We start from the raw sequence: 24,243 nt of genomic DNA, 5'->3' as shown, positions 1-24,243 counted from the left end.
GTCGTCACGCGCCGCCGGGCGGCCTGTTCCGTGACCCGGCCGCGGCACCCGACGGCGACACCTCCCGGGGCGCGGTCCGCACCGCGGGCGCCGGCAGCCGCCCCGTGGCGCCGGCCGCCCGGGTGCGGCGGTGCAGCAGCCGTACGGCCACCGCGAAGAGCGGCAGCCCGAGGACGAGGCCGGCCCCGGCGCCGAAGAGCGCGGTCGGCAGGTATTCGAGTGCGCTCGCCGCGGGACCGTACACGGCGCGCGCCCGCAGGACCCGGTGCACGGCACCGGCCGCCACGCACAGCGCGAGCGGGGCGGTCAGCAGCAGCCGCAGCCGTACGGACAGCTCCGGCACCGAGGCCGGCGGCCCGGCGGCAGCCGCGGTAGCGCCCCGCCCCCGGAGGACCGGCCACACGAACACGGCCACCCCGGCCAGCGCGAGCGCCGAGGTCCCGTACTGGACGTACGTGTACACCGGCAGTCCGCCCACCACCTGGTCCAGCCCGGGAACCAGCCGGGTGCCCCAGCGGCCCGGGTGGGTGAAGGCGTCCCAGACCACATGGGTCGCCGCCCCGAGTACCGCCGAGACCAGGAACCCGCCCACCAGGACGGCGAGTTCGCGAGACCCACGAGGCTGCCAGGGCCGGCCGCGCAGGAAGGCGTGGACCGGGCCCCGCCAGGTCCGGGGCACCAGCGCGGTCAACGGCTCGCGCACCAGCAGCCAGCCGGCCACGAGCACCACGGTGACCAGCACATCCACGGTCAGCACCCCGGGCAGCGAGTGGGTCACCGCACCGAAGGCCATCCCACCCGGAACCAAAGTGTCCGCGTAGTACGTCATATCGGGTGCGAACGACCCTGCCACGAGCGCCGAGGCGACCAGCGGGCCCCGGGCCGCGCCGGTTCGCCGGACGGCGGGGAGCACCGCGGCGGCGTGGCTGAGCGTGAATGGCATATGCCTCTCCTTGATCGGTTGCGATCATTATTGGGTGATGTGGGTGGTAGATGCCGGGCCCGAGTTGTCGTAGTCTCGCCTGAGTTGGAGCGCTGGGGGAGCGCGATACCGCGTCAGGAGCGCGGTACGGCAATGCGGAGGGGAACCACGTATGGCAGCCACATTCCGACGGCGGCTCCACAGGGGAGCGGCCTCGACGGCCGTGGCGGCCCTGGTGCTTGCCGCGCTGACCGCCTCTCAGGCGCCGGGCGCCACCGGCGAAGCGGCCGCCGAGCGGCAGCCGGCCCCGCCGCCCGCCGACGTCCCGATCGACGGTGGTTCCGGGTACTTCACCGACCTGCCGCCCCTCAACAGCCCGGTGCCGCCCCGGGGTTCGCACCACAAGGGCCAGGGTCAGGGCCAGGCCACCGGCAAGGGGCACGCCGAGGCCGGACTCCCCGCCACCGTCCTCGCCGCCTACAAGAAGGCCGCGTCCACGATCGACGCCTCCGACCCGGGCTGCCGGCTGCCCTGGCAGCTGCTCGCCGGGATCGGCAAGGTCGAGTCCGGCCAGGCGCGCGGTGGAGCGGTCGATGCCGAAGGCACCACCCTCCAGCCGATACTCGGTCCCCAGCTCAACGGCCGCGGCTTCGCGCGGATCACCGACACCGACGCGGGCCGCTACGACGGCGACCTCACCCACGACCGTGCCGTGGGCCCGATGCAGTTCATCCCGTCCACCTGGTCCGACGGCGGCCCCGACGGCGCCGGCTGGGGCGCCGACGGCAACGGCGACGGCAAGAAGGACCCGCACAACGTCTTCGACGCGGCGCTCGCCGCGGGCGGCTACCTCTGCGCCGGCGGCCGCGATCTGAAGGTCCAGCAGGACCTGGACCGGGCGATCCTCGGGTACAACCACTCCGAGGAGTATCTCCGCACGGTGCTGTCCTGGTACGCGTTCTACCGCAACGGCACCCATGAGGTGCCGGACGGCACGGGCGTCCTGCCGGTCCACCGCGACTCCGGCCGGCACGGCGACGACCACGGCGGCCGGTCCGAAGGACAGCGGCGGCCCGGCCACGGCACCGGCGACAAGCCGGGCAAGAGCCCGCGCCCCGGCAAGCCCGAGAAGCCCGGTCAGGGGCACAAGCCCGGCCAGGGACACAAGCCCGGCAAGGGCCAGCAGCACGACCCCGGCACGCCGGGCCGCCCGGACGGCACCGGCCCCGCACCGGGTGGCTCCGAGCCGCCCGCCCCGAAGCCCACCCCCACCCCCGAGCCGCCCACCGGACCCGCGCGCCCCGCCGCCCTCGTACGGGTCGGCGAGACGGACCTGAGCGCCATCGCGGGCGCCGAGTTCGCCCACGCGCCGCAGGTCCGCGCCCAGGACGGCCAGGGCAAGCCGGTCGCCGGAGCCCCCGTCCGCTTCACCCTCCCGAAGGCCACCGACGCCCGCTTCCCCGGTGACGTCACCGCCGTCACCGTCAAGACCGACAAGAGCGGCCTGGCCACCGCACCCACCCTCCGCGCGGGCGACCGGACTGGTGCCTTCCGCATCAGGGTCAGCGCGGAGAAGGACACCGCGCCCGCCGTCGAGATCGGCGCCACCGTCAAGCCCCGGCCCGCCCCGAAGGCCGACCAGCTCGCCCGCACCTCGGACAAGGAGCTGACCGCGACCGCCGGGAAGGCCTTCGCGGAGGACGCCGTCGAGATCAAGGCGACCTACCAGGGCGAGGCCGCGGCGGGCGTCGCGGTCACCGCCACCATGGTCACCGCCGACCCGGACCGCCCCGTGGAGAACGACAAGGGCCCCTACTTCAAGGACCCCGCCGCCCCCCGCGCCACCAAGGACAAGCCGGTCCGCACCCTCACCGGACTCACCACGGACGCCGACGGCCTGCTGAAACTCCCGAAGATCTACACCGACGCACACCCGGGAACCTTCCTGCTGCGGCTGACCACCGCCGACGGCGCCGTCCTCACCGTCAAGCTGAAGGTCGCCGCCCCGGCCCGCTCCTGACCCACCCGCCGGCCCGTCCACCCGGCCGGTTCCGCACCCCGGGCCGCTCCCCGCGCCCGGCCGGTCTCCGCCGTCCTGCCCGCCGTCCCGGGCAGGACGGCGGTGCCATGTGTTCTCATCTCCGCCGCGCGTTGCTACGGTGCCCCGCCCTGACGTCGTATCAGTTCCCGGGAGGCCGGCCATGCGCGCCCTGACAGCAGCCGCGGTCGGACTGGCCGCGGCGCTCGCCCTCGTCCTCACCCTCACGGCGACCGGCGCGCCCAGCGGCACCACCTCGCCCAAGCCGCTGCTGACCACCGTCCCCAAACACCCCTGAGGGAGGGACGCGACCGCCATGCGCCGTACCGAGCCAACCCCCCAGGGCCCGCCCGCCGGCGGCCGGCGCCGGCCGCCCCGCGGTATGCGCCGCCGGGCGAGCCTGATCCTGCTGGCCTGCGCCGTCTTCTTCACCGCCCTGTCCCCGCTGATGCGCTGGTACGCCTTCCCCCGGCTCGCCAAGATCCCGCCGAACCAGTACCAGGACATGGTCCTGGAAGCCGCCCCCGCCACCCTCCTCGACTACGGGACGATGAAGGCCGAACGCGTCCCCAGGGTCACCATCGTGCAGACCCTCAAGGGCGATGTCGCGGCCTCCGACCGGATCGAGAAGTCCGCCGGCCGCGACATCGTCGTCTGGAACGCGCTGTCCTACGTCGCCGGCCCCGACGGCAAGATGGTCTCCGCGATCCCCGAGCGCTACCTCTTCGACGCGCACACCCAGGAACCCGTGCACGCCACCGGCGAGATGGTCGACGGCGACCCGGTGCGCCGCGAGGGCATCGAGTTCAAGTGGCCGTTCCTCACCGAGCGGCGCGACTACACCTACTTCGACGCCCAGACCCGCACCTCGGCCCCCATCCACTACAAGGGGACCCGCACCTTCCGCGGCCTGGAGGTCTACTACTTCGAGCAGACCATCCCCTGGACCAGGGTCGCCCTCCCCAAGAAGATGCCGGTCAAGGGCATCACCCCGGAGTCCGTACGGAAGATGGGCACCACCCGCTGGTACACCACCAAGCGGATGTTCTGGGTCGAACCCGTCACCGGCGCCCCGGTCAACGGCCAGGAGATCCACCGGGAGGAGCTGCGCGGCGGCGACCTGCTGCCCGGCGGCGGCAAGGTCACCGCCTTCGCCGGCCATGTGAAGATGCGCGGCGACTACGTGGACTCCACCGTCGACCTGGTGACCTCACAGCGCACCCTCGTCCTGCTGCTCACCCGCTACCTCCCCTGGGGCTTCCTGCTCCTCGGCGCCGCCCTGCTCGCCCTGAGCCTGTACCTCGAAGCCCGCGCCCGCCGCCCCGCCACCGCACCGGACGGGCCGCCCGCCCCCGCGGCACCGGCCGGCGAACCCGCGGCCGACGGCCGGTGACCCGCTCAGCCCCGCCGCAGCCGCGCCGACGTGTGCCGGGTCGGCTCCGCCGTCGAAGGGTCCTCCGGCCAGGGATGCTTCGGATAGCGGCCGCGCAACTCCGCACGCACCGACCGGTAGCCGTCCCGCCAGAACGAGGCGAGATCGGCCGTGACGGCGGCCGGCCGCCCCGCGGGCGACAGCAGATGCACCAGCACCGGCACCCGCCCGCCGGCCACCCGCGGCGACTCCTGCAGGCCGAACAGCTCCTGCAGCTTCACCGCCAGCACCGGCTGCGCACCCCCGTAGTCCACCCGCACCCGTGAACCGCTCGGCACCTCGATCCGCTCCGGCGCCAGCTCGTCGAACCGGGCCGCCTCGCCGGTCGCCCACGGCAGCAGCCGGGACAGCGCCTGCCCCGCGTCGACCCGCTCCAGATCGGCGCGCCGCCGCGCCCGCCCGAGCTCCACCCCCAGCCACTCCTCGACGCACCCCAGCAGCGCCGCATCCGACACATCCGGCCACGGCGCGCCCAGCTCCCGGTGCAGGAACCCCATCCGCTGCCGCAACGCCACCCCGGCCTCCGGCCACCGCAGCAGCCCGAGCCCCTCCCGCCGCAGACCCGCCACCACCGCGTCCCGCAGCAGACCCGGATCGGGCGCCGACAGCGGCCGCGCCGCCAGCTCGATCGCCCCCAGCCGGGACACCCGCCGGGCCACCACATCCCCGTCCGCCCAGCGCACCTCCTCACCCGACGCGTACAACGCCGGCGCCGCCGCCCGGGCCGTCCCCTCGTCGATCACCGCCGCCAGCAGCACCCGCGCCGACGCGGACGCCACCGGCCGGTCCGCCACCGCCACCGCCAGCCACTCCGCGTCCCGCAGCCCCGAACCGGCCCCCGCGCCCGAAGCGCCCGCCCGGTCCCCCCGGCCGGCCCGCGCCCCGGCCAGTTCGGCGCCGGTCCCGGACGCCATGAGGTAACTCCCGGCCCCACGCGCCCGGGCCACCCGCTCCGGAAACGCCAGCGCGGCCACCAGACCCGCCACGGCGTCCTCCGTGAGCGGCGCTCCGGTCCCGCGCCCGTCGCCCGCGCCCGACCCGGCCGCCGACGCCAGCCGCCGCGCCTCCTGCCGCCACCGCGCCCCGTACGCGTCACCGCCCCGCCGCGCGGTACGCCACGCGGCCGCCAGATCGTCCCCATAGGCCCGCGGCGGCTCCTCGCTCAACAGGGCGACCACCTCCGCCGCGCGCCGCACCCCGGCCTCCTGCGCCCCGTCCAGCAGGGCACGCGCCAGCCGCGGATGCAGTCCGAGCCGCGCCATACGGACGCCCCGCTCCGTCGCCCGGCCGTCCCCGTCCACCGCGCCGATCGCCGTCAGCACCTCCCGGGCCGCGGCCATGGCCCCGGCCGGCGGCGCGTCGAGTAGCGCCAGACCACCGGCCGCCGGATCGCCCCAGCAGGCCGCCTGCAACGCGAACGCCGTCAGATCGGCGACCCTGATCTCCGGATCGGGGAAGGCCGGCAGCCGCCCGTCCTCCCCCTCCGGCCAGCAGCGGTACACCGCACCCGGTGCCTGACGCCCCGCCCGGCCGGCGCGCTGCCGGCCCGCCGCCCGGGACGCCCGCACCGTGGTGAGCGCACTGAGCCCCCGCGCATGATCCGTCCGCGGCACCCGCGCCAGCCCGCTGTCCACCACCACCCGCACCCCCGGCACGGTCAGGCTGGACTCCGCCACCGACGTCGCCAGCACCACCCGCCGTACCCCGTTCCCGCCCGCCAGCACGGCGTCCTGCACCTCGGCCGGCGCCCGCCCGTGCACCTGCAGCACCTCGGCGTCCACCCCGGCCAGCTCCCCGGCGACCCGCCCGATCTCCCCGACTCCCGGCAGGAAACACAGCACATCGCCCGCCCGCTCCCGCAGCGCCCGCCGCACCACTCCCGCCACATGCGTCAGCAGCGCCGGATCGACACGCGTCCCGTGCGCCGGCCGCACCGCCCGCTCCGGCGGCGCCCACACCACCTCCACGGGATGCGACACGCCCGCCGCCTCGACCACCGGCGCGGCCCCCTGCGCCCCGCCCAGCAGCCGCGCCCACCCCTCCGCGTCCGTGGTGGCGGACGCCGCCACCAGCCGCAGTTCGGGGCGCAGGGTCTCCCGTACGTCCAGGAGGAACGCCGCGGCGGTATCGGCGTCGAGATGCCGCTCATGGCACTCGTCGAGCACCACCACATCGACCCCGGCCAGCTCCGGATCGCGCTGCAGCCGCTGCAGCAGCACGCCGGTGGTCACCACCTCCACGGCGGTCCGCGGCCCGGCCCGCCGCTCTCCCCGCACCGTGAACCCCACCGGCCCCCAGCCCTGCGCGGGGGCGGACCCCGTACCGACCTCCTCGCCCAGCAGCCAGGCCATCCGCCGCGCGGCCGCACGGGCCGCCATCCGGCGCGGTTCGGCCACCAGCACCCGCCGCTTGGGCCCCTTACCTGTCAGACCCGCCAGATCCAGCGGCACCAGCGTCGTCTTGCCGGTACCCGGCGGGGCGCACAGCACCGCGCTCCCGGGCCCGTCGAGGGCGGCGCGCAGCGCGGGCAGAGCGGTACGGACGGGCAGCTGGTCAAGGGCGTCACGACGGATCACGCCCCCAGTCTGCCGCCCCGGGACACACCGCCGGGGCGGGAGCCCCTAAGCCGCCGCCGTGCACACGAAGATCGCCGTCCCCGGGATCAGATGCCCGCGCAGCGGGGACCAGCCGCCCCACTCCTGGGTGTTCCAGTCGGGCCACTCCGGCTCGACGAGATCCTCCAGCCGGAACCCGGCGGCCACCACGTCCCGCACCCGGTCACCCAGCGTCCGGTGGTGCTCGACATATACGGCCCGGCCGGACTCGTCCTGCTCCACATAGGGGGTGCGGTCGAAGTACGAGGCCCCCACGGACAGCCCCTCGGGCCCCGGCTCGTCGGGGAAGGCCCACCGGACGGGGTGGGACACGGAGAAGACGAACCGGCCGCCCGGCCGCAGCACCCGGCGCACCTCACGCAGCACCCGTACCGGCTCGGCGACGAACGGCAGCGCCCCATAGGCGGAGCACGCGAGGTCGAAGCTGCCGTCGCGGAACGGCAGCGCCCCGGCGTCCGCCTCCACCAGCGCGGGGGCGTCGTCCGCCGTCCCGCCGGAGATCCGCAGCGCGTGCTGGAGCTGCCGGTGCGAGAGGTCCAGCGCCACGGGGAGCGCGCCCTGCGCCGCCAGCCAGCGGGAACACTGCGCCGCGCCGGCCCCGATCTCCAGGACGCGCCGTCCCTTCAGCTCGGCGGCCGGCCCCAGCAGCGCGGCGTCCGCCTCGTCCAGCCCCTCAGGGCCCCAGACGAACCGGTCGTCCCCGAGGAACGCGCCGTGCTCACTCTGGTACTCGTCGGCGTTGCGGTCCCACCACCCACGGCTGGCCCGGCTGCTTTCGGTGTCCGAGGCGTGACGGCGGGTCGCCTCGGGCTCGTGGTCTTGGTTCATCGCGCCCGTCGTCGTAGTCTGTGCTCTGCTTGTCGCTGCAGGGACTGTGAGGCCGTTCGACCTCGCGGAACATCGCGTGTGCCGGTTATGGGGCTTTCCGCCCCGGGTGTGCGCGTTCGCGCATTGACCGGGTCCGGCTGCCCCCGTATGCTACAAGTTGCGCTGCGGGCTTGCGCGCCTCAGACGGAGCAGGCCGCGCTCGCATCTGTATGTATGTCCCCTCGGTTTGAGGCGTTTCGGATCGTTCCGGATGCTGTGCATCTGCGAGCTTCTCCCGGATTCGCCCTTCACACTGTCCGGCTTATGCAGAGGCGATACGGGCTCTCGGCGTAGCAGTACCTACGACTTCAATGTCCGTACCGGAGCCCTTTCCCACATGACGAGCAGCACCGAGACCACCGCCACCACCCCGCAGGTTGCGGTCAACGACATCGGTAACGAGGAAGCTTTCCTCGCCGCGATCGACGAGACGATCAAGTACTTCAACGACGGCGACATCGTCGACGGCGTCATCGTGAAGGTCGACCGGGACGAGGTCCTGCTCGACATCGGTTACAAGACCGAAGGCGTCATCCCGAGCCGCGAGCTCTCGATCAAGCACGACGTCGACCCCAACGAGGTCGTTGCCGTCGGTGACGAGATCGAGGCCCTGGTCCTCCAGAAGGAGGACAAGGAAGGCCGCCTGATCCTCTCGAAGAAGCGTGCCCAGTACGAGCGCGCCTGGGGCACCATCGAGAAGATCAAGGAAGAGGACGGGATCGTCACCGGTACCGTCATCGAGGTCGTCAAGGGTGGTCTCATCCTCGACATCGGCCTCCGTGGCTTCCTCCCGGCCTCCCTGGTCGAGATGCGCCGCGTCCGCGACCTGCAGCCCTACGTGGGCAAGGAGCTCGAGGCCAAGATCATCGAGCTGGACAAGAACCGCAACAACGTGGTCCTGTCCCGCCGTGCCTGGCTGGAGCAGACCCAGAGCGAGGTCCGCCAGACCTTCCTCACCACCCTCCAGAAGGGTCAGGTGCGCTCCGGCGTCGTCTCCTCCATCGTCAACTTCGGTGCCTTCGTGGACCTGGGCGGCGTCGACGGTCTCGTCCACGTCTCCGAGCTGTCCTGGAAGCACATCGACCACCCCTCCGAGGTCGTCGAGGTCGGCCAGGAGGTCACGGTCGAGGTCCTGGACGTCGACATGGACCGCGAGCGCGTCTCCCTGTCGCTCAAGGCCACCCAGGAAGACCCGTGGCAGCAGTTCGCCCGGACCCACCAGATCGGTCAGGTCGTCCCGGGTAAGGTCACCAAGCTCGTTCCCTTCGGTGCGTTCGTGCGCGTCGACGAGGGCATCGAGGGCCTGGTCCACATCTCCGAGCTGGCCGAGCGCCACGTGGAGATCCCGGAGCAGGTCGTCCAGGTCAACGACGAGATCTTCGTCAAGGTCATCGACATCGACCTCGAGCGCCGTCGCATCAGCCTCTCGCTGAAGCAGGCCAACGAGTCCTTCGGTGCCGACCCGTCGGCGGTCGAGTTCGACCCGACCCTGTACGGCATGGCCGCGTCCTACGACGACCAGGGCAACTACATCTACCCCGAGGGCTTCGACCCCGAGACCAACGACTGGCTCGAGGGCTACGAGACCCAGCGCGAGGCCTGGGAGAACCAGTACGCCGAGGCGCAGCAGCGCTTCGAGCAGCACCAGGCTCAGGTCATCAAGTCCCGCGAGGCCGACGAGCAGGCTGCGGCCGAGGGTGCCGCGGCACCGGCGGCGCAGGGTGGCGGCCAGACCGGCGGCGGCAACGCCGGCGGCGGCGGCTCCTACTCCTCGGAGTCGGCGGACAACTCCGGCGCCCTGGCGTCGGACGAGGCCCTCGCCGCGCTCCGCGAGAAGCTGGCCGGCGGCCAGAGCTGAGCTTGCGCCCACGGCAGCGTGCGCGCTGCTAGGCACTAGCCCATAGGCGAAGGCCCGTTCCCCTCCGGGGGAGCGGGCCTTCGTCGTGCCCGGAGGCGGGTCCCGGGGCGGCCAGGAGAGCGGAAGGGGAACTTCCCGTCCGTGCGGGGGAGTTGACGCAACGAACGGTGCCTCCGGAGGCGGGGAGGAGCGGTGGGGGACCGGCTCCGGTGCGGGGCGGGCGGTGCGCGCGGTGGGGCGGGGTGTCTCCGCGGCGCCGGGTCATCCGCGGCGCGGGGAATGACTGTGCCGGGCCGTGTGTTGCCGCTCATGAGAACGAGAAGGAGCGGTCACTGTGTTGGATGCCCAGGGTTTGTACGAATGGGAGCCGAGCGGGCTCGCGGAGGTCGAGGCGCTGGCCTCCAGGGACTCCGCCGGACTGGTGCTGCTGTACCACTTCAACGGGTACATCGACGCCGGTGAGACGGGCGACCAGATCGTGGAGCGGCTGCTCGACGGCCTGCCGAACGAGGTCGTCGCCCGCTTCGACCACGACCGTCTCGTCGACTACCGTTCCCGCCGCCCCCTGCTCACCTTCGAGCGCAGCCGCTGGACGGCGTACGAGACCCCGCGCATCGAACTGAGGCTCGTACGGGACACCACCGACGCACCGTTCCTGCTGCTGTCCGGACCCGAACCGGATGTCGAGTGGGAGCGTTTCGCGGGCGCCGTGCAGGAGATGGTGGAGCGGCTGGGCGTGCGGCTCTCGGTGAACTTCCACGGCATCCCCATGGGCGTCCCGCACACCCGCCCCGTGGGCCTCACCCCGCACGGCAACCGCACCGATCTGATGCCGGGCCACGGCGGCTTCTTCGACGAGGCGCAGGTGCCCGGAAGCGCGGAGGCGTTGATCGAGTTCCGGCTGGCGGAGGCGGGACACGATGTCCTGGGGGTGGCGGCGCATGTCCCGCACTACATCGCCCGCTCCGCATACCCGGACGCCGCGCTGACCGCTCTGGAGGCGGTGACGGCCGCGACCGGCCTGGTGCTGCCGGGCGCCGCGCATGCGCTGCGTACGGAGGCGCTGCGGACGCAGGAGGAGATCGAGCGCCAGATCTCGGAGGGCGACGAGGAACTGGTCGCGCTGGTCAGCGGGCTGGAGCACCAGTACGACGCGGTGGCCGGGGCGGAGAGCCGGGGGAACCTGGTGGCCGAGCCCGCGGAACTGCCGTCGGCCGACGAGATCGGCAGGGAATTCGAGCGCTTTCTCGCGGAGCGGGAGGGGGATGGCGGGGCGAGTGGGGGCTGAGGCACCGGGGGCTGCTTCGGGTGGGGCTGAAGTGGTGGGGGCCTGCGCTGGGTGGGGGCTGAAGTGGTGGAGGCTTGCACCGGCCGGGGTCTGAAACGGTGAGGCCTTGAGCCGGTGGGGGGTTGAACCTGCCGTGGTCTCCTGCCGTTCGGGCGCAGCGTATAGCGTGGGCTCATGGTGAAGGTGGGGCTGACCGGCGGAATCGGCGCGGGCAAGAGCGAGGTTTCGCGCTTGCTGGCGTCGTACGGCGCCGTGATCGTGGACGCGGACAAGATCGCACGCGAGGTCGTCGAGCCGGGAACGCCCGGACTGGCGGCAGTGGTCGAGGAGTTCGGGGACGAGATCCTCGCGCCGGACGGCACGCTGGACCGGCCGAAGCTGGGCGGGATCGTGTTCTCCGACCCCGAGAAGCTCAAGGCGCTGAACGCGATCGTGCACCCGCTGGTCGGGGCACGGTCGGCCGAACTCGAGGCCTCGGCGGGCCCGGACGCGGTGGTGGTGCACGACGTGCCGCTGCTGACGGAGAACGGGCTGGCACCGCTGTACGACCTGGTGGTGGTCGTCGACGCCGCCCCACCGACTCAACTGGACCGCCTGGTGCGCCTGCGCGGCATGGCGGAGGACGAGGCGAAGTCGCGGATGGCGGCCCAGGCCACCCGCGGACAGCGGCTGGCGGTCGCGGATCTCGTCATCGACAACGACGGGCCGCTGGAGGCGCTGGAACCCCAGGTCCGCGCCGTGTGGGAGCGCCTGCGAGCCGCCTGAGGGCGGACGGTACCCTCGCCGCCATGACTGCTGCTTCCGGCCTTGACGCCAACACCCCTGACATAGCGCCCGTCCGCACCGCCGAGCCCGGCTCCGGTACCGCAGCCGGCGCCGGGTCCTCCTCTGCTGGGGACCCGGCGCCCGCTTCGTTCGTGGTCAACATCCCGGGCATCGCGGACGAGGATCTGGAGCCGGACCCCCTGGACCCGTTCCAGATCGTCTCCGGCGAACCGGTGGTGACGGGCAAGGTGCTGTGGGAGGCCCCCGACGGCCGGCAGATCCGGGGCATCTGGCAGATCACTCCGGGCGTGGTGACGGACACCGAGGCCAATGAGCTGTTCGTGGTCGTCAGCGGCCGAGCCACCATCGAGGTCGAGGGCGGCCCGGTGCTGGAGGTCGGCCCCGGTGACGCCTGCGTCCTGCGCGAGGGCGACCGCACCCGGTGGACCGTCCACGAGACTCTGCGCAAGGCGTACCACATCAGCTTGTAGCGGTGTGGCGGGGCAGGCTGTAGCGGTGGGGGTTGAGGGGTGGCCTGGCTGGGGCCCCCTCCCCTCCCCAGCCCACCCGCCTCCTCCACTACCGCCGTCTCCTCCTCGTCCTCGCGCCGGCCCTCTTCGTCGGCCTCGTCGGCCTCGTCGGCCCGTTAGGCCCCTCGCCCTGTGGCCAGGTCGGCCCTCTTCCTCGGCACGTGGTGAGGGCGTCATACGGGGGGTGTCCGCCGGGCTGGTTGAGGCCGTGGCGACCAGGGAATGCCGGGATCGATGGGTTTGTTGTGCCCAGGCAACGCCGTACGGTCCGCAACTGATGGATCTCCCGACGGCGACGGAGAGGAGCAGACCGTGCCCGAGAGCAGCCCCGAGACGCATGTCATCGACTTCCGTGCCGCGGAGCACCTGTTGGCGGCCCGCGACCCGCGGGGCGCGATCCAGCTGCTGGACTCGGTCATCGCTGCGCACCCCGAGAACACCGCGGCCCGACTGCTGCGCGCCCGTGCCTTCTTTCTCTCCGCTCAACTGCGTCCTGCGGAACTTGAGTTCCAGATCGTGCTGGAGCGCGAACCCGACAACGCTTTCGCGCACTTCGCGCTCGGCCGCACCCTGGAACGCGCCGACCGGTCCGAGGAGGCCCTGCGCCACTTCCGACTGGCCGCGGCTCTGGAGCCACGCCCGGAGTTCATCGAAGCCGCACGCTTCGCACGTGACACCGGCGACGGCGACGGTGACCGCGACCCCGGTGACCCGGACCGCGATTCGCAGTAGCTGCCTGGGGGCGTTCGCGTGAACGTCCGTCCTTGTAGGGTGCGTTGTGCACGCTACCAGGGGGGCCGCCGGGCCCCTGGCCAGGAGCGCTGGCCGCGTGGGTGCCTCCGAGCGCTCGCCCGGTATGTGCCTCTCGCCCGGTCAGTGGTGCTCGGCTCTCCGTGCCGCTTGCCCCGCTCGGCCCAGCATTGCCCGGCTCGCCGTGCACCTTCGTCCGTCTCCGCGCTCGGTCACCGTCTGGGGGCGCGTCGCCACGGCACTCGGAGCGCTCCGCCGCAGTTCTACGGCCTGGTTCCCCGTCTCCGGCCGGTGCCGTTGCGTATGCCGAACGCGTTGTTCCGGCCTCGGTCAGGGGCGTAGGGCGGTATGTCCTTGCCGGGCTGGTAGTGCGGTCCCTGGCGGATGTGGTGGATCACCATCGCCAGGTCCGTGAGTGCCACCAGTGCCAGTGCGGCACACGCGGCGGTCCATTCCGGCCTGCCGGCGTTGCCGAGGGCCACGGCTCCGGCGATCGCCCACAGCAATCCCCACAGAGCTAGCCCACAGCGAATCTTCAGCGGGCTGCGTGCCTGAAGGGGCTCATTTCCCGTACGCATCGGAACCCATCTCCCACCTCCAGAATCCTCCCGTTCGATGAGCCAGTCACCAGTCCCCGGCACCTCTTTCCCTAGATTTCACCTCCTGCTCCTCGGGCTTCCTGGCCGTGGGGCGGGGGTCGCCGGCCGGGTGGCTGTTGATCCATGAGAGGCCGCCGATGTCGAGCAGTGAGCGGGCGCGGGTCACGGCGACGTAGGCCAGGCGCGCCTCGTCGAGGTCGATGGGGCCGGGGACCGGGGCGCCGCTCTCGTCGCGTTCGTCGAGGTCGTCGGGGCCGGTGAAATCGTCCGCGATGCGCACGCGCGCCCACTCCCGGCCCTTGGCCCGATGGACCGTGGACACCGTCACCTCGGCGGAGTCCTCGGGGGAGAGCCGGTCCAGGGCGCACAGCAACGCCTCCGTGCCGTGCTCGTCGGCGAGCTCCACCAGTGGCAGCAGGTCCCGGCCCGCCGGGTCGAATTCCGCGTACTCGCGCAGCTCGCCCCAGGTCGCGAAGAGCATCAGCTCGGGGTGGGCCGTCCGGTGCCCGGACTCAAGGGTGTGTGCGGCCCGGGTGAGGGCGCTGAGTGCTGCCCCGTCGCCGGCCAATGCGACCCGGCGTCCCGCGTCCAGCTGCCGTATCACCTCGACCATGGCTCCCACATTGGTCCGGCAGAGGATCGCGTCCGGCGCGCGGGCGGTGCCCAGCTCGGTCTCCAGGCCAGGTGAACCCGTGAGCCGGATCGGTGCGCCGATGATCGCGAGCCAGCGGTTGGCCTCGGAGGCGAGCGATGGCCCGAAGCGGAACGAGTGGGAGAGGCTGAGCTGTCTGCCGTCGAAGCCGGTCATGATGTCGCGGGCGCCGCGCCAGCCGTAGATGGCCTGGGCGGAGTCCCCGACCAGCACCAGCTGGGCGTGATCGCGCTGGGCCGTGAAGACCTGCTCGACCACGGGATTGGTGTCCTGTGCCTCGTCGAGGAGCAGGAAGTCCGCCGGGATGACGGGGTCGCGCAGCGCCCACATCTTCAGGTAGTGGTCGTGCTCGAAGCGGACCACGCCGTGGTCGGGGTGCTGCAGGTCGGCCCAGGCCTTGCGCGCGTAGGGGAGGGTGAGTTCGGTGAGCCGGGCATGCAGCGGCTCGGCTTCGGCGCCGCGCAGGGGCGGGACGTGGTGCGGCGCGATCTCCTTGTCGGCGGACTGGCAGAAGCGGGTGACGGTGCGCAGGACCGTGTGGGAGAGCGCCCTGTGGGTGACCTTGCGGGCTCCGAGGCGTACGGACATCTCCTCGTCGATGCCGAGGGCGGCGCCCGTGCGCCATCCTGCTTGCCGAGGGGCGTTCATCCGAGCCTGAAAGTCCCTGCCCAGGGCGGTGTAGGCGAGGGCGTGGGCGGTTCCGCAGGCCACCTGTGAGGGGAAGGACCGGGCGGCCTGACGCGCGACGGCTCTGTTGAAGGCGAGATACCGGCCCCGCCGGCCCTGCCGCCGCGCGGTGCGGGCGAGCAGGGCGAGGGTCGTCGTCTTGCCGGTCCCGGCGCCGGCCTGGATCACGAGATGCGCGCCGGTCGGGAAAGCCTCTCTCGCGGCAGCTTGTTCGTGTGTGGGCGTGTGTGTGGGCGTGTACATGAGAGCTCCTCACCGAAGTCGGCTAGTTGATCACTGAGAGTGATGACGTCACTGACCGTAGCGGATTTCGCGGTGCGGGCGAGGAAATTTTCGCGGCCTGTGGAAAACCTGGCCGGGTGTGCGGAAGACGCAGGTCGGAGGCGTTGTCAGTGCTGTCTGCTTCTATCGGAGTCGGGATGCGGACGGGGCTGGTGATCGTCGGCAGGCCGGGGCGGTGCGGCCGCTGCGGGAGGCCGGCGTCAGCAGGCGGGGCGCGCTAGGTGTGCTCTTCCCGAGCGGGAGAGCCGGGCCGTCCGGTGATGCCCTGCACGGGGTGTTCGGAGGAGGGCGCAGATGTGGGAGAGGGGCGCAGGAGACGCAGTGGGTGCGACCGTAGACTCGCAGGTCGGGGGCGCAGCAGCAGAGCGGGCGCGGCAGGTGCGGAGGGTGTCGCGGCCGGGGTGGAACGACCGAGCGGTTAGGGATGGCATGGCGAGGCGGTGGGAGACGGCAGCGGGGGAGAGCCGGCCGCCGGACGGGCTGTCCGCGGCCCTGCCCGAAGGATCTGCGGAAGGTCACGGCATCGGCGGTGCCGCCCTGGCCGACTGCGCCGCGGTCTTCCTGCCCGCCCAGCTGCCACGTGCCGGGAAGATCGCCTTCTGGCGCCCGGACGGCGGCCCGCTCCCTGATCTCGCTGGTGGGGGCGGCGAAGGCGGGATGTCAGGCGGGGATGCCGCCGCCGAGCCGGGGACGTTGACCGTCGCGCGTCGCCACGGAAACGGGGCCCGCAGCCGTACGGTCCCCGCCCTGCTGCTTCCGGTGGCCGAGGCCGTCCCCCTGCTGGTCCGGGCCCGCCACGACCCGGCGGCTCATCCGGCCGCCGCCTGCTGGGGCGCGGCCACCCTGCACGCGCTGCACCTCGCCGCCCGCGGCCGGATGCTGCCCGGACTGACCCTCCAGGACGTCGACGCCTGGCGTGCAGGACCGCTCGACCCCGAGGACATCGCGCACCTCCGGGCCATCGCCGCCGCCATGCCCGCCGCCGCCCACGCCGTGCCGCTCCCCGATAGTCGGCCCCTTCAGCTCGCCGACCCCGCGGGCCTGGTGCGGCGCTACGTGGACGCCGTCGTCGACGCGCTGCCCCGTACTCCCGCCGCCGGGCTGGTGGCCGGTGCCCCGTTCACCGCGAGCGCGCCCCAGCACCTCCCCGGCGCCCGGGATTGGGCCGCCGAGGTCGCCGCCGGTATCGACGCGGGCGTGCGGCTCTCCCTGCGCCTCGACCTCGCCCCGCACAAGCTCTTCGACACGGTGGGGGAGCACGGGGCCGGCACTGCCGAAGAGCGCAGTGCGGCGGCCGCCGTCCTCCAGGTGCAGAGCCTCACCGACCTCACCCTGATCGCCGACGCCCGCGACCTGTGGGAAGGCGAAGGCCCCGAGCACTTCGGACCCCGCTCACGGGTCGACACCCTCCTCGCCCTGCGCCGCGCCGCCCGCGTCTGGCCCCCGCTCACCCGTCTCCTGGAGCGGCCGGTCCCCGACGTACTGCCGCTCGGCGAGGACGAGTTGTACGAACTGCTGGGAGAGGCCGCGCCCCGTCTGGGCGCGGCGGGAGTGGCCGTCCACTGGCCCAAGGAACTCGCCCGTGGCCTGACCGCCGCAGCGGTGCTGCGTCCGGCACCGGGTTCGGCCGCGGACGGCTTCGGCTTCTTCGACACGGACGAACTGCTGCAGTTCCGCTGGCAGCTGGCGATGGACGGGGTGCCGCTGACCGAGGCGGAAATGGACGCCCTCGCCGAGGCGCACCGCCCCGTCGTCCGGCTGCGCGACCAGTGGGTCCTGGTGGACCCCGCGCTCGTCCGTAAGGCCCGGAAGCGTGAACTGGGCTACCTGGAGCCCGCCGACGCGCTCGCCGCGACCCTCCACGGCACCACCGAGGTGGACGGTGAGGAGGTCGAGGTGGTGCCCCAGGGCGCCCTCGCCGCGCTGCGTGCCCGCCTCACCCGCGAGACCGCCCCCCTGCCCCAGCCGCCCGGACTACGGGCCACCCTCCGTGACTACCAACTACGGGGCATGGCCTGGCTCGACACCATGACTTCCCTCGGCCTCGGCGGATGCCTCGCCGACGACATGGGCCTGGGCAAGACCGTCACCGTCATCGCCCTCCATCTGCACCGGCGGCCGGGCGCACCGGTCCTCGTCGTCTGCCCGGCCTCCCTGCTGGGCAACTGGCAGCGCGAGATCGAGCGCTTCGCCCCCGGCACGCCGGTACGCCGCTTCCACGGTGCCGGCCGCAGCCTCGACGGCCTCGACGGCGGCTTCGTGCTGACCACCTACGGGACGATGCGCAGCAGCGCCACCGAACTGGCCGGGCGGTCCTGGGCCTGGGTCGTCGCCGACGAGGCCCAGCACGTGAAGAACCCGCACTCCTCGACGGCCCGGGCCCTGCGCGCCATCAAGGCGCCCGCCCGGATCGCCCTCACCGGCACGCCCGTGGAGAACAACCTCTCCGAGCTGTGGGCCCTTCTCGACTGGACGACCCCCGGGCTCCTCGGTCCCCTGAAGACGTTCCGCGCCCTGCACGCCCGTGAGGTCGAGGGCGGTGAGGACCCGGCGGCGGCCGAGCGGCTGGCCCGGCTGGTGCGCCCGTTCATCCTGCGCCGCAAGAAGTCCGACCCGGGCATCGCGCCCGAACTCCCGCCCAAGACGGAGACGGACCACCCGGTGGCACTGGGGCGCGAACAGGCCGCGCTCTACCAGGCCGTCGTCCGCGAGACCCTCACCCGGATCGAGACCGCCGAGGGCATCGCCCGCCGCGGCCTGGTCATGAAGCTGCTCACCGCTCTCAAGCAGATCTGCAACCACCCCGCGCAGTACCTCAAGGAGGCCGCGCCCGGCCTCGCCGCCCGCTCAGGCAAGCTCGAACTCCTCGACGAACTCCTGGACACCATCCTCGCCGAGGGCGGCGCCACCCTGGTCTTCACCCAGTACGTGAGCATGGCACGGCTCCTCGAACGGCACCTGGCCGCCCGCGGCATCCCGGCACAGCTCCTGCACGGCGGCACCCCCGTCGCCGAACGGGAGCGCATGGTCGACCGCTTCCAGTCGGGGGACGCCCCGGTCTTCCTGCTGTCCCTCAAGGCGGCGGGCACCGGCCTGAACCTGACCCGCGCCGGACACGTCATCCACTACGACCGCTGGTGGAACCCGGCCGTGGAGGAGCAGGCCACCGACCGCGCCTACCGCATCGGCCAGACGCAGCCCGTACAGGTCCACCGGCTCATCGCCGAGGGCACGGTCGAGGACAACATCGCCCAACTCCTCAGCGCCAAGAGAGCGCTCGCCGACGCCGTGCTCTCCGGCGGCGAGACCGCGCTCACCGAGCTGTCCGATGCCGCACTGGCCGATCTCGTCTCCCTCAGGAGGCCCGGATGAACCCCAACCGCACCTCCGGGCGCGCCGCCGCCGCAGACCGGATGGCCCGCGCGGACCGCTCGCGTACCTTCCCGCCCCTGCCGGCCCGGCCCGGCGCCCGGGGCCTGTTCGCCGAATCCTGGTGGGGCAGCGCCTGGCTGGACGCCCTGGAGACCACCGCCCTCGACAGCGCCCGGCTCGCCCGCGGCCGCACCTACGCCCGCGACGGCCACGTCGACACCATCAACATCACCCCGGGCCGCGTCATCGCCACCGTACGGGGCAGCAGACCCCGCCCCTACAGCGCCGACATCCGCCTCCGGACCCTCAACGACCAGCAGTGGGACGGCCTCCTGGACGCCATCGCCGCGGAGCCCGACCGGCTGACTGCCCTGCTGGCCAAGAAACTGCCCCGGGCGCTGGCCGACCACGACCCGCGTCTCCTTCCCGGGCCCGGGGATCTCGTTCCCCGCTGCTCGTGCCCCGACCACGGCAGACCCTGCAAACACGCCGCCGCGCTCTGCTTCCAGGTCGCCCGCCTCCTGGACGCGGACCCGTTCGTCCTGCTGCTGATGCGCGGCCGCGGCGAACGCGAACTCCTCGACGACCTCTCCCGCCGCAACGCCGCCCGCACCGCCCACGAAGCCCGCGCCCACACCTCCGCCGCCACCCCGCCGCCCCCACACGGACCGGGGCCCGGGACCGACGGAGCGACGCCAACTGCCGCCACGGGAAGGGCTGCTGAGGCGGCCCCCGGTGCCGCACCCGGCGAGGGTGCGGCACTGGGGACGCCGCCGCGGGGCGTCCTGGCCAAGGCGGCCCTCGCCGACCGTCCCCGCCCGCCGCTCCCGCACCCTCTGCCGGCGCCCCCGCAGCCCGGCGGGCCGCCCACCCTGCCGGACGGCGACGGCCTGCCCTTCGCCCCCGCCGCCCTCGCCTTCGTGGCGGCCGACGCCGCCGCCCGCGCCCACGCCTGCGTGTCCGCCGCAAGCTCCTCGGGAGGGCGCCCGGCCGTCCACAGCCCGTTCCCGTCGCTGCCCCCATGGGAGGACGCCATCCGACTGCTCGCCACCACGGCCCACCCCACCGCCGGCCTGACCTCCGCCACCCGGGCCCTCTACCGTGACCTCGCCGCGGCGGCCGGACGTACGACCACGGACGTGGCCCGCTCCGTCGCCGCCTGGCGGCAGGGCGGCCCCGAAGGCCTCGCCCTGCTCGACACCGTGTGGGACCCCCCGGCCGGCGACTTCGACCGGGCCCGCAGCGCCCTCCTCGCCGCGGACCTCCCGTCCCTGCGCCCGCGCCACAACCACCTCACCGACCCGGACCGCGGCATCCAGCTCCGCTTCGGCCACGACCACCGCTGGTATCCGTACGAATCCGAGCCCGGCGGCGACGACTGGTGGCCCACCGGCCCGGCCGGCCCCGACCCCGTGGCCGCCGTCACCGCCCTGCTCGCCCGATGACTAACCTCGACGCCGTGGAAGGTCTCGACGCACTCACCCGGTCCCTCGCCCAGCGCACCCCCGAACAGCTCGCCGCACTCCTCACCCGCCATGCCGAGCCGCTCGCCCGCCGGCCCGCCCCCACCGAACTGCGCGGCCTGGCAAGCGCCTTGTGGTCCTACGAGACCCTCCACCACCTGGTGCTGCACCTGGACCACCCCCGGCTCCAGGTGCTCACCGCCACCGCCCGCATCAGCCAGGAGCGCGCCCGGCGCGCCGCCCCCGGCCCCGCCGCACCCGCCCCGGGCGCCGACTACCAGTCCCTGATGGCGCACCGGCTGTCCTTCGCCCACCTGGCCACCGAACCCGTCCCGCCCGAGGACGTCCTCGCCGCCCTCGGCGCCACCGCGCCCGGCCGCCCCCGCACCGCCGCCGAGAGCGCCCTGCAGGCCCTCTACGACGACGGACTCGCGGCGCCGGCCGACGACGGTGCGATCGTCGTCCCGCCCCGCACCCCCCAACTCCTGGCCGCCCACGACCCCGGCCCGCTCCTCGCCGACGCCCCGCCGACCACCCCGCACGACGCCGACGACGCCGCGACGCCCGCCGCGGCCGTCCCGCCGACCTCCCCGCACGACGAGTCCCGGGCCGCCGCGGCGACCCTCGCCGCCACCCTGGACCGCCTGCTGGCCTCTCTCGCGACGCAGCCCGCCGCGCTGCGCAAGTCGGGCGGTCTGGCCGTACGGGAGATCAAACGGCTGGCCAAGACGGCCGGCGCCACCGAAGAGCACACCCGCCTCCTCCTCGACCTGGCGCTCGCCGCCGACCTGATCGCACTGACCCGCACCCCGTCCGGCATCACCGCGCTCCCCACCGCCGCCTACGACGACTGGCTCGGCCGCCCGCCCGGCGCACGCCTCGCCCCCGTCCTGGCCGCCTGGCCGGGCCTCTGGGACATCCCCACCCACACCCCGTTCGGCGAGACCCCGACCGCGCTCGTCCGCGGGCACGACCGGCACGCACCCGCCCTCCGGCACGCCCTCCTCGCCGCCCTCGCCACCGTCCCCCATGGGGCGGGAAGCCCTCTTCCGCCCCTGCCGTTCACCGCACCACCGGAAGAGGACACCGGCAGCCCCACCCCCTGGAAGGACCTCCTCCGGGCGGCGGACTGGCACCGCCCCCTGGCGGTCACCCAGCAGCCGATGGCCGGGGAACGGGCCGCCCACACCCTCCACGAAGCCGCCTACCTGGGCCTGACCGCCCACGGCACCCTCACCCCGCTCGGCTGCGCCCTGCTCACCGACTCGCAGGCGCTGGACGAGCCGCTCGCCGACCTGCTGCCGCCGCTCCTCGAACAGGCCCACTTCCAGGCCGACCTGACCGCCGTCGTGCCCGGCCGCCCCGCCGCCGCGCTCGCCGCACTGCTCGGCGCCGCGGCCGACCGGGAGTCCGAAGGCCACGCCGTGACCTGGCGGTTCACCCCCGTCTCCGTACGCCGCGCACTCGACGCCGGCCACACCGCCGACACCCTCCTGGAGGACCTGACCCGCGCCTCGTCGGCCGGCACCCTGCCGCAGCCGCTCGGCTACCTCGTCCGCGACGCCGCCCGCGCCCACGGCCGGATGCGGGTGCTGCCCGCCGCCTGCTGCATCCGCTCCGACGACGAAGCCCTCATCGGGGAACTCGCCGCCCACCGCGCCCTCCAGGACCTCGGGCTGCGCACCATCGCCCCGACCGTCCTGGTCAGCGCCCGGCCACCGGCCGTCACCCTGGACGCGCTGCGCGCCGCCGGCTACGCACCTGCCCTGGAATCCGACACCGGCACCACGACCGTCGAACGCCTCCCCACCCACCGCGCCACGGCACTCGCCCCCACCCGAGACCACCGGGCGCCGCTCGCCCTCGCCCACCGCCTCCTGGGAGTCCCGGTGCCGCCCGGCGAGGCCGCACATCCCGGCGGGGCATGACCCGTTGACCGGGCACCACGCCTCCCGTGTACCGGGAGGGCGGTGTCTCCGGTGGACCTTCGCGTCGGCCGGCGCACGTCAGGGACGGCGGTGCGTCAGAGAGCGACTCACGCCAAGGACCGGCGTACGCCAGGGACTGCCGCACGCCGGGCACCGACGCGCACGCCAGACACCGCCGCGCAGATGAGAGGCCCGCGCCTCCCGGCAACGCGGGCCGTCCTCGCGACGGCCCACGGCCCCGTCCTCAGTCGTCGGCCGGTTTCCGCCGGGTCGCTCCGTTGATCCGGCGCAGCGCCGTCGGCCCGAAGCCGAGCGGGCGGGGGAGGCGCCAAGGGGTGGGTGCGGAGCCAGGAGGGCGGGGCGGGACCGGAGGCTGTCCCGGGGCGGGCGGTGCGGCCGAGTACGCGGCCGGCCGCGCCGAGAGAGCCGGGGCGGCCGGGCTGTGTGGACCGGCGGCGGACGGGCCTCCGGGAGCTGCCGGCAGGGGTGCCGGGGCCGGCCCGCGCGAGGCCGGCAGGCCCGGAGCACCGCCGGCAGCGGGACGCAACCGTGTCGTCCCCCGGAACAGGCCGAGTGCGGCAGCGGGGCGCAGGAAGGGGGCCGCGGGGGCGGCGGGTGCGAGGACGTCGGCATAGGCGCGCCGGACGGCCCGGCCGGCCGCGGGGGAGGACAGCGGCTCGCCGGTGGCCGCGGACCACGGCTCCTGGACGAGGCGCCCGATGGTCCGCTGCACCTTCCGGGCGAGCGACGGCTCGTCCATCCCGTGCCGCCGCAGGGCCCCGCGCAGCGCAGCGGCACCATGGGCGGCGAGCGACAGGCCCTGACCGCAGTCATGGCCGAGCGAGACCACGGCGCCGCCCAGAACGACGAACCCCGTAGGCCAGGACGCCAGTTGCTCATAGCGCCGCCGCCGGTCCGTGGCGTCGCGGGTCAGCCGCACCTCGCTGAGCGGCTCGGCACCGGCGATGAGGTCGCCGATCACGGAGTGGCCCGTGCGGCGGGCGAACGGCGCGAACCGGCCCGCGTGTTCGGAAGGCCGCTCGTCCCCGGTGCCGGTGAGGGTGACCAGCCAGCGTCCGCCCTCGATCGGCACCAGCGTCGCCGTCCTCCCGGGCACCGGGCGATGGGGTGCACCGGGGGCGGACAGCGGGCCGGTGAGCGCCGAACGGGCGGTGAGCACCGGCATGTGCTCCGCGCCCTCGACGGCGCGGAAGATCCGGGTCGCGGAGACGATCCCGGAGTCCACCACGTCCTCGTGCGCGGAGGGCAGTCCCAGCGCGGTCAGCCGCTCCCGGGTGGTGGCGTGCCGGCCCGTGGCGTCGACGACGAGATCGGCGTCCAGGAGGTGGGTGGCGCCGCTGGTGGTGTCCCGGACCCGCACCCCGGTGATGTGCTCCGCGGTGCCGGTCAGCTCGGTCGCCTCGGTTCCGTCGAGGACGGTCACCCCCGGGAGGGCCGCCACCTGCCGGCGCACGACCCGGTCGAGCAGATCGCGGGAACAGCCGAGCAGATACCGCGAACGCGCCCGGCCCGGCCGGCCCTTCGCGGTGCGGCCGGTGAACTCCGCCGGTAACGGCAGCCGGCGGGCACCCTCGGCCGACCAGCGCGCGGTGCTGCCCGGCAGCAGGGCCTCGATCAGCCGGGTGCCGTCCGCCGTCAGCAGCTGCGCATGCCGGGCCTGCGGGAGGTCCGTGGGGAGGCTGGGCGTCCGCGGCAGCCGGTCCCGCTCCACGACGATGACATCGGCGTGTCCGGACAGTGCCGCGGCGGCGAGCATGCCCGTGAAGCCGCCGCCGAGCACCACGGCGAGGTAAGGGTGGGTGAACTCGAGCCCGTTGCTGCTCAACGCGTTCATGGGCAGTCCCTTTCTCGGCGGCGGCGCGCCCTTCCCCGGCGGAAGCGCGGCACGTCCAGGGAGGGCGGTGCCGCATACGGTCGGGGACGTCGGCGAGCGGCGGCGATGACGGCATCGGTGGCGGCCGTGAAGGAGGCCGTGAAGGTGGCCGCCAACGAGGACGGCAGGGACGCGGAAGCGGTCCGCAGGAAGCGCAGCGGTGCCGGTGGCTGTGCGCGTTGTGGGTCCCGGGGGGGGGGGGGGGGCCCCCGCCCCCCCCCCCCCCCCCGCCCCCACAAAAAAAAACCCACGGCCCCGGCCCCCCCCCCCCCCCCCCCCCCCCCCCCCCCCCCCCCCCCCC

At 74.2% G+C, this 24,243-nt stretch carries 17 protein-coding genes; 11 read left to right on the top strand and 6 right to left on the bottom strand.

Going from position 1 to position 24,243, the window contains the following annotated elements; genetic code table 11:
• Positions 1 to 4: 4 nt before the first annotated feature.
• Positions 5 to 943, bottom strand: coding sequence for a DUF4184 family protein (locus ACGFN2_RS26185; protein ID WP_393364474.1), 939 nt, complete (start codon positions 941 to 943; stop codon positions 5 to 7).
• Between the two features lie 151 nt (positions 944 to 1,094).
• On the opposite strand from ACGFN2_RS26185, the gene ACGFN2_RS26180 reads away from it, so the two are divergent.
• The 3 genes from ACGFN2_RS26180 to ACGFN2_RS26170 all read left to right on the top strand — a co-directional run bounded on the left by ACGFN2_RS26180 (position 1,095) and on the right by ACGFN2_RS26170 (position 4,353).
• Complete coding sequence (locus tag ACGFN2_RS26180) at positions 1,095 to 2,942, top strand: lytic transglycosylase (RefSeq protein WP_393364471.1); 1,848 nt, start codon at positions 1,095 to 1,097, stop codon at positions 2,940 to 2,942.
• 181 nt (positions 2,943 to 3,123) lie between these two features.
• Positions 3,124 to 3,258 carry an SPW_0924 family protein gene (locus tag ACGFN2_RS26175; RefSeq protein ID WP_362608132.1) on the top strand — a complete coding sequence of 45 codons (135 nt, stop codon included), beginning with the start codon at positions 3,124 to 3,126 and terminating at the stop codon, positions 3,256 to 3,258.
• Between the two features lie 84 nt (positions 3,259 to 3,342).
• Positions 3,343 to 4,353 (top strand): DUF3068 domain-containing protein, encoded by a 1,011-nt coding sequence (locus tag ACGFN2_RS26170; RefSeq protein ID WP_393364660.1) that lies wholly within the window; start codon positions 3,343 to 3,345, stop codon positions 4,351 to 4,353.
• A gap of 5 nt (positions 4,354 to 4,358) precedes the next feature.
• On the opposite strand, the gene hrpB is transcribed toward ACGFN2_RS26170, so the two are convergent.
• Positions 4,359 to 6,968 carry an ATP-dependent helicase HrpB gene (hrpB, locus tag ACGFN2_RS26165; RefSeq protein ID WP_393364468.1) on the bottom strand — a complete coding sequence of 870 codons (2,610 nt, stop codon included), beginning with the start codon at positions 6,966 to 6,968 and terminating at the stop codon, positions 4,359 to 4,361.
• Between the two features lie 45 nt (positions 6,969 to 7,013).
• Positions 7,014 to 7,835 carry a class I SAM-dependent methyltransferase gene (locus ACGFN2_RS26160; RefSeq protein ID WP_393364465.1) on the bottom strand — a complete coding sequence of 274 codons (822 nt, stop codon included), beginning with the start codon at positions 7,833 to 7,835 and terminating at the stop codon, positions 7,014 to 7,016.
• Positions 7,836 to 8,211: 376 nt separating this feature from the next.
• Between ACGFN2_RS26160 and rpsA the strand changes: the two genes are divergently transcribed.
• The 5 genes from rpsA (at position 8,212) to ACGFN2_RS26135 (ending at position 13,047) form a co-directional block, all read left to right on the top strand.
• Positions 8,212 to 9,732, top strand: a complete 1,521-nt coding sequence (rpsA, locus tag ACGFN2_RS26155) for a 30S ribosomal protein S1 (protein ID WP_129296945.1) — start codon at positions 8,212 to 8,214, stop codon at positions 9,730 to 9,732.
• Positions 9,733 to 10,066: 334 nt separating this feature from the next.
• Positions 10,067 to 11,020 (top strand): PAC2 family protein, encoded by a 954-nt coding sequence (locus ACGFN2_RS26150; protein ID WP_362608127.1) that lies wholly within the window; start codon positions 10,067 to 10,069, stop codon positions 11,018 to 11,020.
• Positions 11,021 to 11,194: 174 nt separating this feature from the next.
• Positions 11,195 to 11,785: a dephospho-CoA kinase gene (gene coaE / locus ACGFN2_RS26145; protein ID WP_362608125.1), complete on the top strand. Its 591-nt coding sequence runs from the start codon at positions 11,195 to 11,197 to the stop codon at positions 11,783 to 11,785.
• 23 nt (positions 11,786 to 11,808) lie between these two features.
• Positions 11,809 to 12,276, top strand: coding sequence for a cupin domain-containing protein (locus ACGFN2_RS26140; protein WP_393364461.1), 468 nt, complete (start codon positions 11,809 to 11,811; stop codon positions 12,274 to 12,276).
• A 351-nt stretch (positions 12,277 to 12,627) separates the two neighbouring features.
• On the top strand, positions 12,628 to 13,047 hold the full coding sequence (locus ACGFN2_RS26135) for a tetratricopeptide repeat protein (RefSeq protein WP_362608124.1): 420 nt from the start codon (positions 12,628 to 12,630) through the stop codon (positions 13,045 to 13,047).
• Positions 13,048 to 13,328: 281 nt separating this feature from the next.
• On the opposite strand, the gene ACGFN2_RS26130 is transcribed toward ACGFN2_RS26135, so the two are convergent.
• Complete coding sequence (locus ACGFN2_RS26130) at positions 13,329 to 13,643, bottom strand: DUF6343 family protein (protein WP_393364458.1); 315 nt, start codon at positions 13,641 to 13,643, stop codon at positions 13,329 to 13,331.
• A 46-nt stretch (positions 13,644 to 13,689) separates the two neighbouring features.
• Positions 13,690 to 15,246 carry a UvrD-helicase domain-containing protein gene (locus ACGFN2_RS26125; protein ID WP_393364455.1) on the bottom strand — a complete coding sequence of 519 codons (1,557 nt, stop codon included), beginning with the start codon at positions 15,244 to 15,246 and terminating at the stop codon, positions 13,690 to 13,692.
• 468 nt (positions 15,247 to 15,714) lie between these two features.
• On the opposite strand from ACGFN2_RS26125, the gene ACGFN2_RS26120 reads away from it, so the two are divergent.
• From ACGFN2_RS26120 to ACGFN2_RS26110, 3 genes are read left to right on the top strand one after another with little or no spacing between them, the layout of a single operon-like run.
• The gene (locus ACGFN2_RS26120) at positions 15,715 to 18,657 is read left to right on the top strand and encodes a DEAD/DEAH box helicase (RefSeq protein ID WP_393364452.1); all 2,943 of its coding nucleotides are present in this window, start codon (positions 15,715 to 15,717) and stop codon (positions 18,655 to 18,657) included.
• Positions 18,654 to 20,102, top strand: a complete 1,449-nt coding sequence (locus ACGFN2_RS26115) for an SWIM zinc finger family protein (protein ID WP_393364449.1) — start codon at positions 18,654 to 18,656, stop codon at positions 20,100 to 20,102. The genes ACGFN2_RS26120 and ACGFN2_RS26115 overlap by 4 nt, the downstream gene beginning before the upstream one ends.
• Before the next feature lie 14 nt (positions 20,103 to 20,116).
• Positions 20,117 to 22,048, top strand: coding sequence for a helicase-associated domain-containing protein (locus ACGFN2_RS26110; protein WP_393364446.1), 1,932 nt, complete (start codon positions 20,117 to 20,119; stop codon positions 22,046 to 22,048).
• A 244-nt stretch (positions 22,049 to 22,292) separates the two neighbouring features.
• Here the strand turns inward: ACGFN2_RS26110 and ACGFN2_RS26105 are convergent, their stop codons facing one another.
• Entirely contained in the window at positions 22,293 to 23,903 is a 1,611-nt protein-coding gene (locus ACGFN2_RS26105; protein ID WP_393364443.1) for an FAD-dependent oxidoreductase, read from the bottom strand.
• Positions 23,904 to 24,243 lie beyond the last annotated feature (340 nt).

This window comes from Streptomyces sp. NPDC048612 (assembly GCF_043199295.1).
Classification (GTDB): domain Bacteria; phylum Actinomycetota; class Actinomycetes; order Streptomycetales; family Streptomycetaceae; genus Streptomyces.
Note: the sequence above shows the minus strand (reverse complement) of the source record. Positions and strands in the feature narration are given on the sequence as shown.

Bases quoted from the DNA above. Each gene is read 5' to 3' on its own strand.
- ACGFN2_RS26185 (WP_393364474.1), bottom strand. From the start codon at position 943: ATGCCATTCACGCTCAGCCACGCCGCCGCGGTGCTCCCCGCCGTCCGG.
- ACGFN2_RS26180 (WP_393364471.1), top strand. From the start codon at position 1,095: ATGGCAGCCACATTCCGACGGCGGCTCCACAGGGGAGCGGCCTCGACG.
- ACGFN2_RS26175 (WP_362608132.1), top strand. From the start codon at position 3,124: ATGCGCGCCCTGACAGCAGCCGCGGTCGGACTGGCCGCGGCGCTCGCC.
- ACGFN2_RS26170 (WP_393364660.1), top strand. From the start codon at position 3,343: ATGCGCCGCCGGGCGAGCCTGATCCTGCTGGCCTGCGCCGTCTTCTTC.
- ACGFN2_RS26160 (WP_393364465.1), bottom strand. From the start codon at position 7,835: ATGAACCAAGACCACGAGCCCGAGGCGACCCGCCGTCACGCCTCGGAC.
- rpsA (WP_129296945.1), top strand. From the start codon at position 8,212: ATGACGAGCAGCACCGAGACCACCGCCACCACCCCGCAGGTTGCGGTC.
- coaE (WP_362608125.1), top strand. From the start codon at position 11,195: ATGGTGAAGGTGGGGCTGACCGGCGGAATCGGCGCGGGCAAGAGCGAG.
- ACGFN2_RS26140 (WP_393364461.1), top strand. From the start codon at position 11,809: ATGACTGCTGCTTCCGGCCTTGACGCCAACACCCCTGACATAGCGCCC.
- ACGFN2_RS26130 (WP_393364458.1), bottom strand. From the start codon at position 13,643: ATGCGTACGGGAAATGAGCCCCTTCAGGCACGCAGCCCGCTGAAGATT.
- ACGFN2_RS26125 (WP_393364455.1), bottom strand. From the start codon at position 15,246: ATGTACACGCCCACACACACGCCCACACACGAACAAGCTGCCGCGAGA.
- ACGFN2_RS26120 (WP_393364452.1), top strand. From the start codon at position 15,715: ATGGCGAGGCGGTGGGAGACGGCAGCGGGGGAGAGCCGGCCGCCGGAC.
- ACGFN2_RS26115 (WP_393364449.1), top strand. From the start codon at position 18,654: ATGAACCCCAACCGCACCTCCGGGCGCGCCGCCGCCGCAGACCGGATG.
- ACGFN2_RS26105 (WP_393364443.1), bottom strand. From the start codon at position 23,903: ATGAACGCGTTGAGCAGCAACGGGCTCGAGTTCACCCACCCTTACCTC.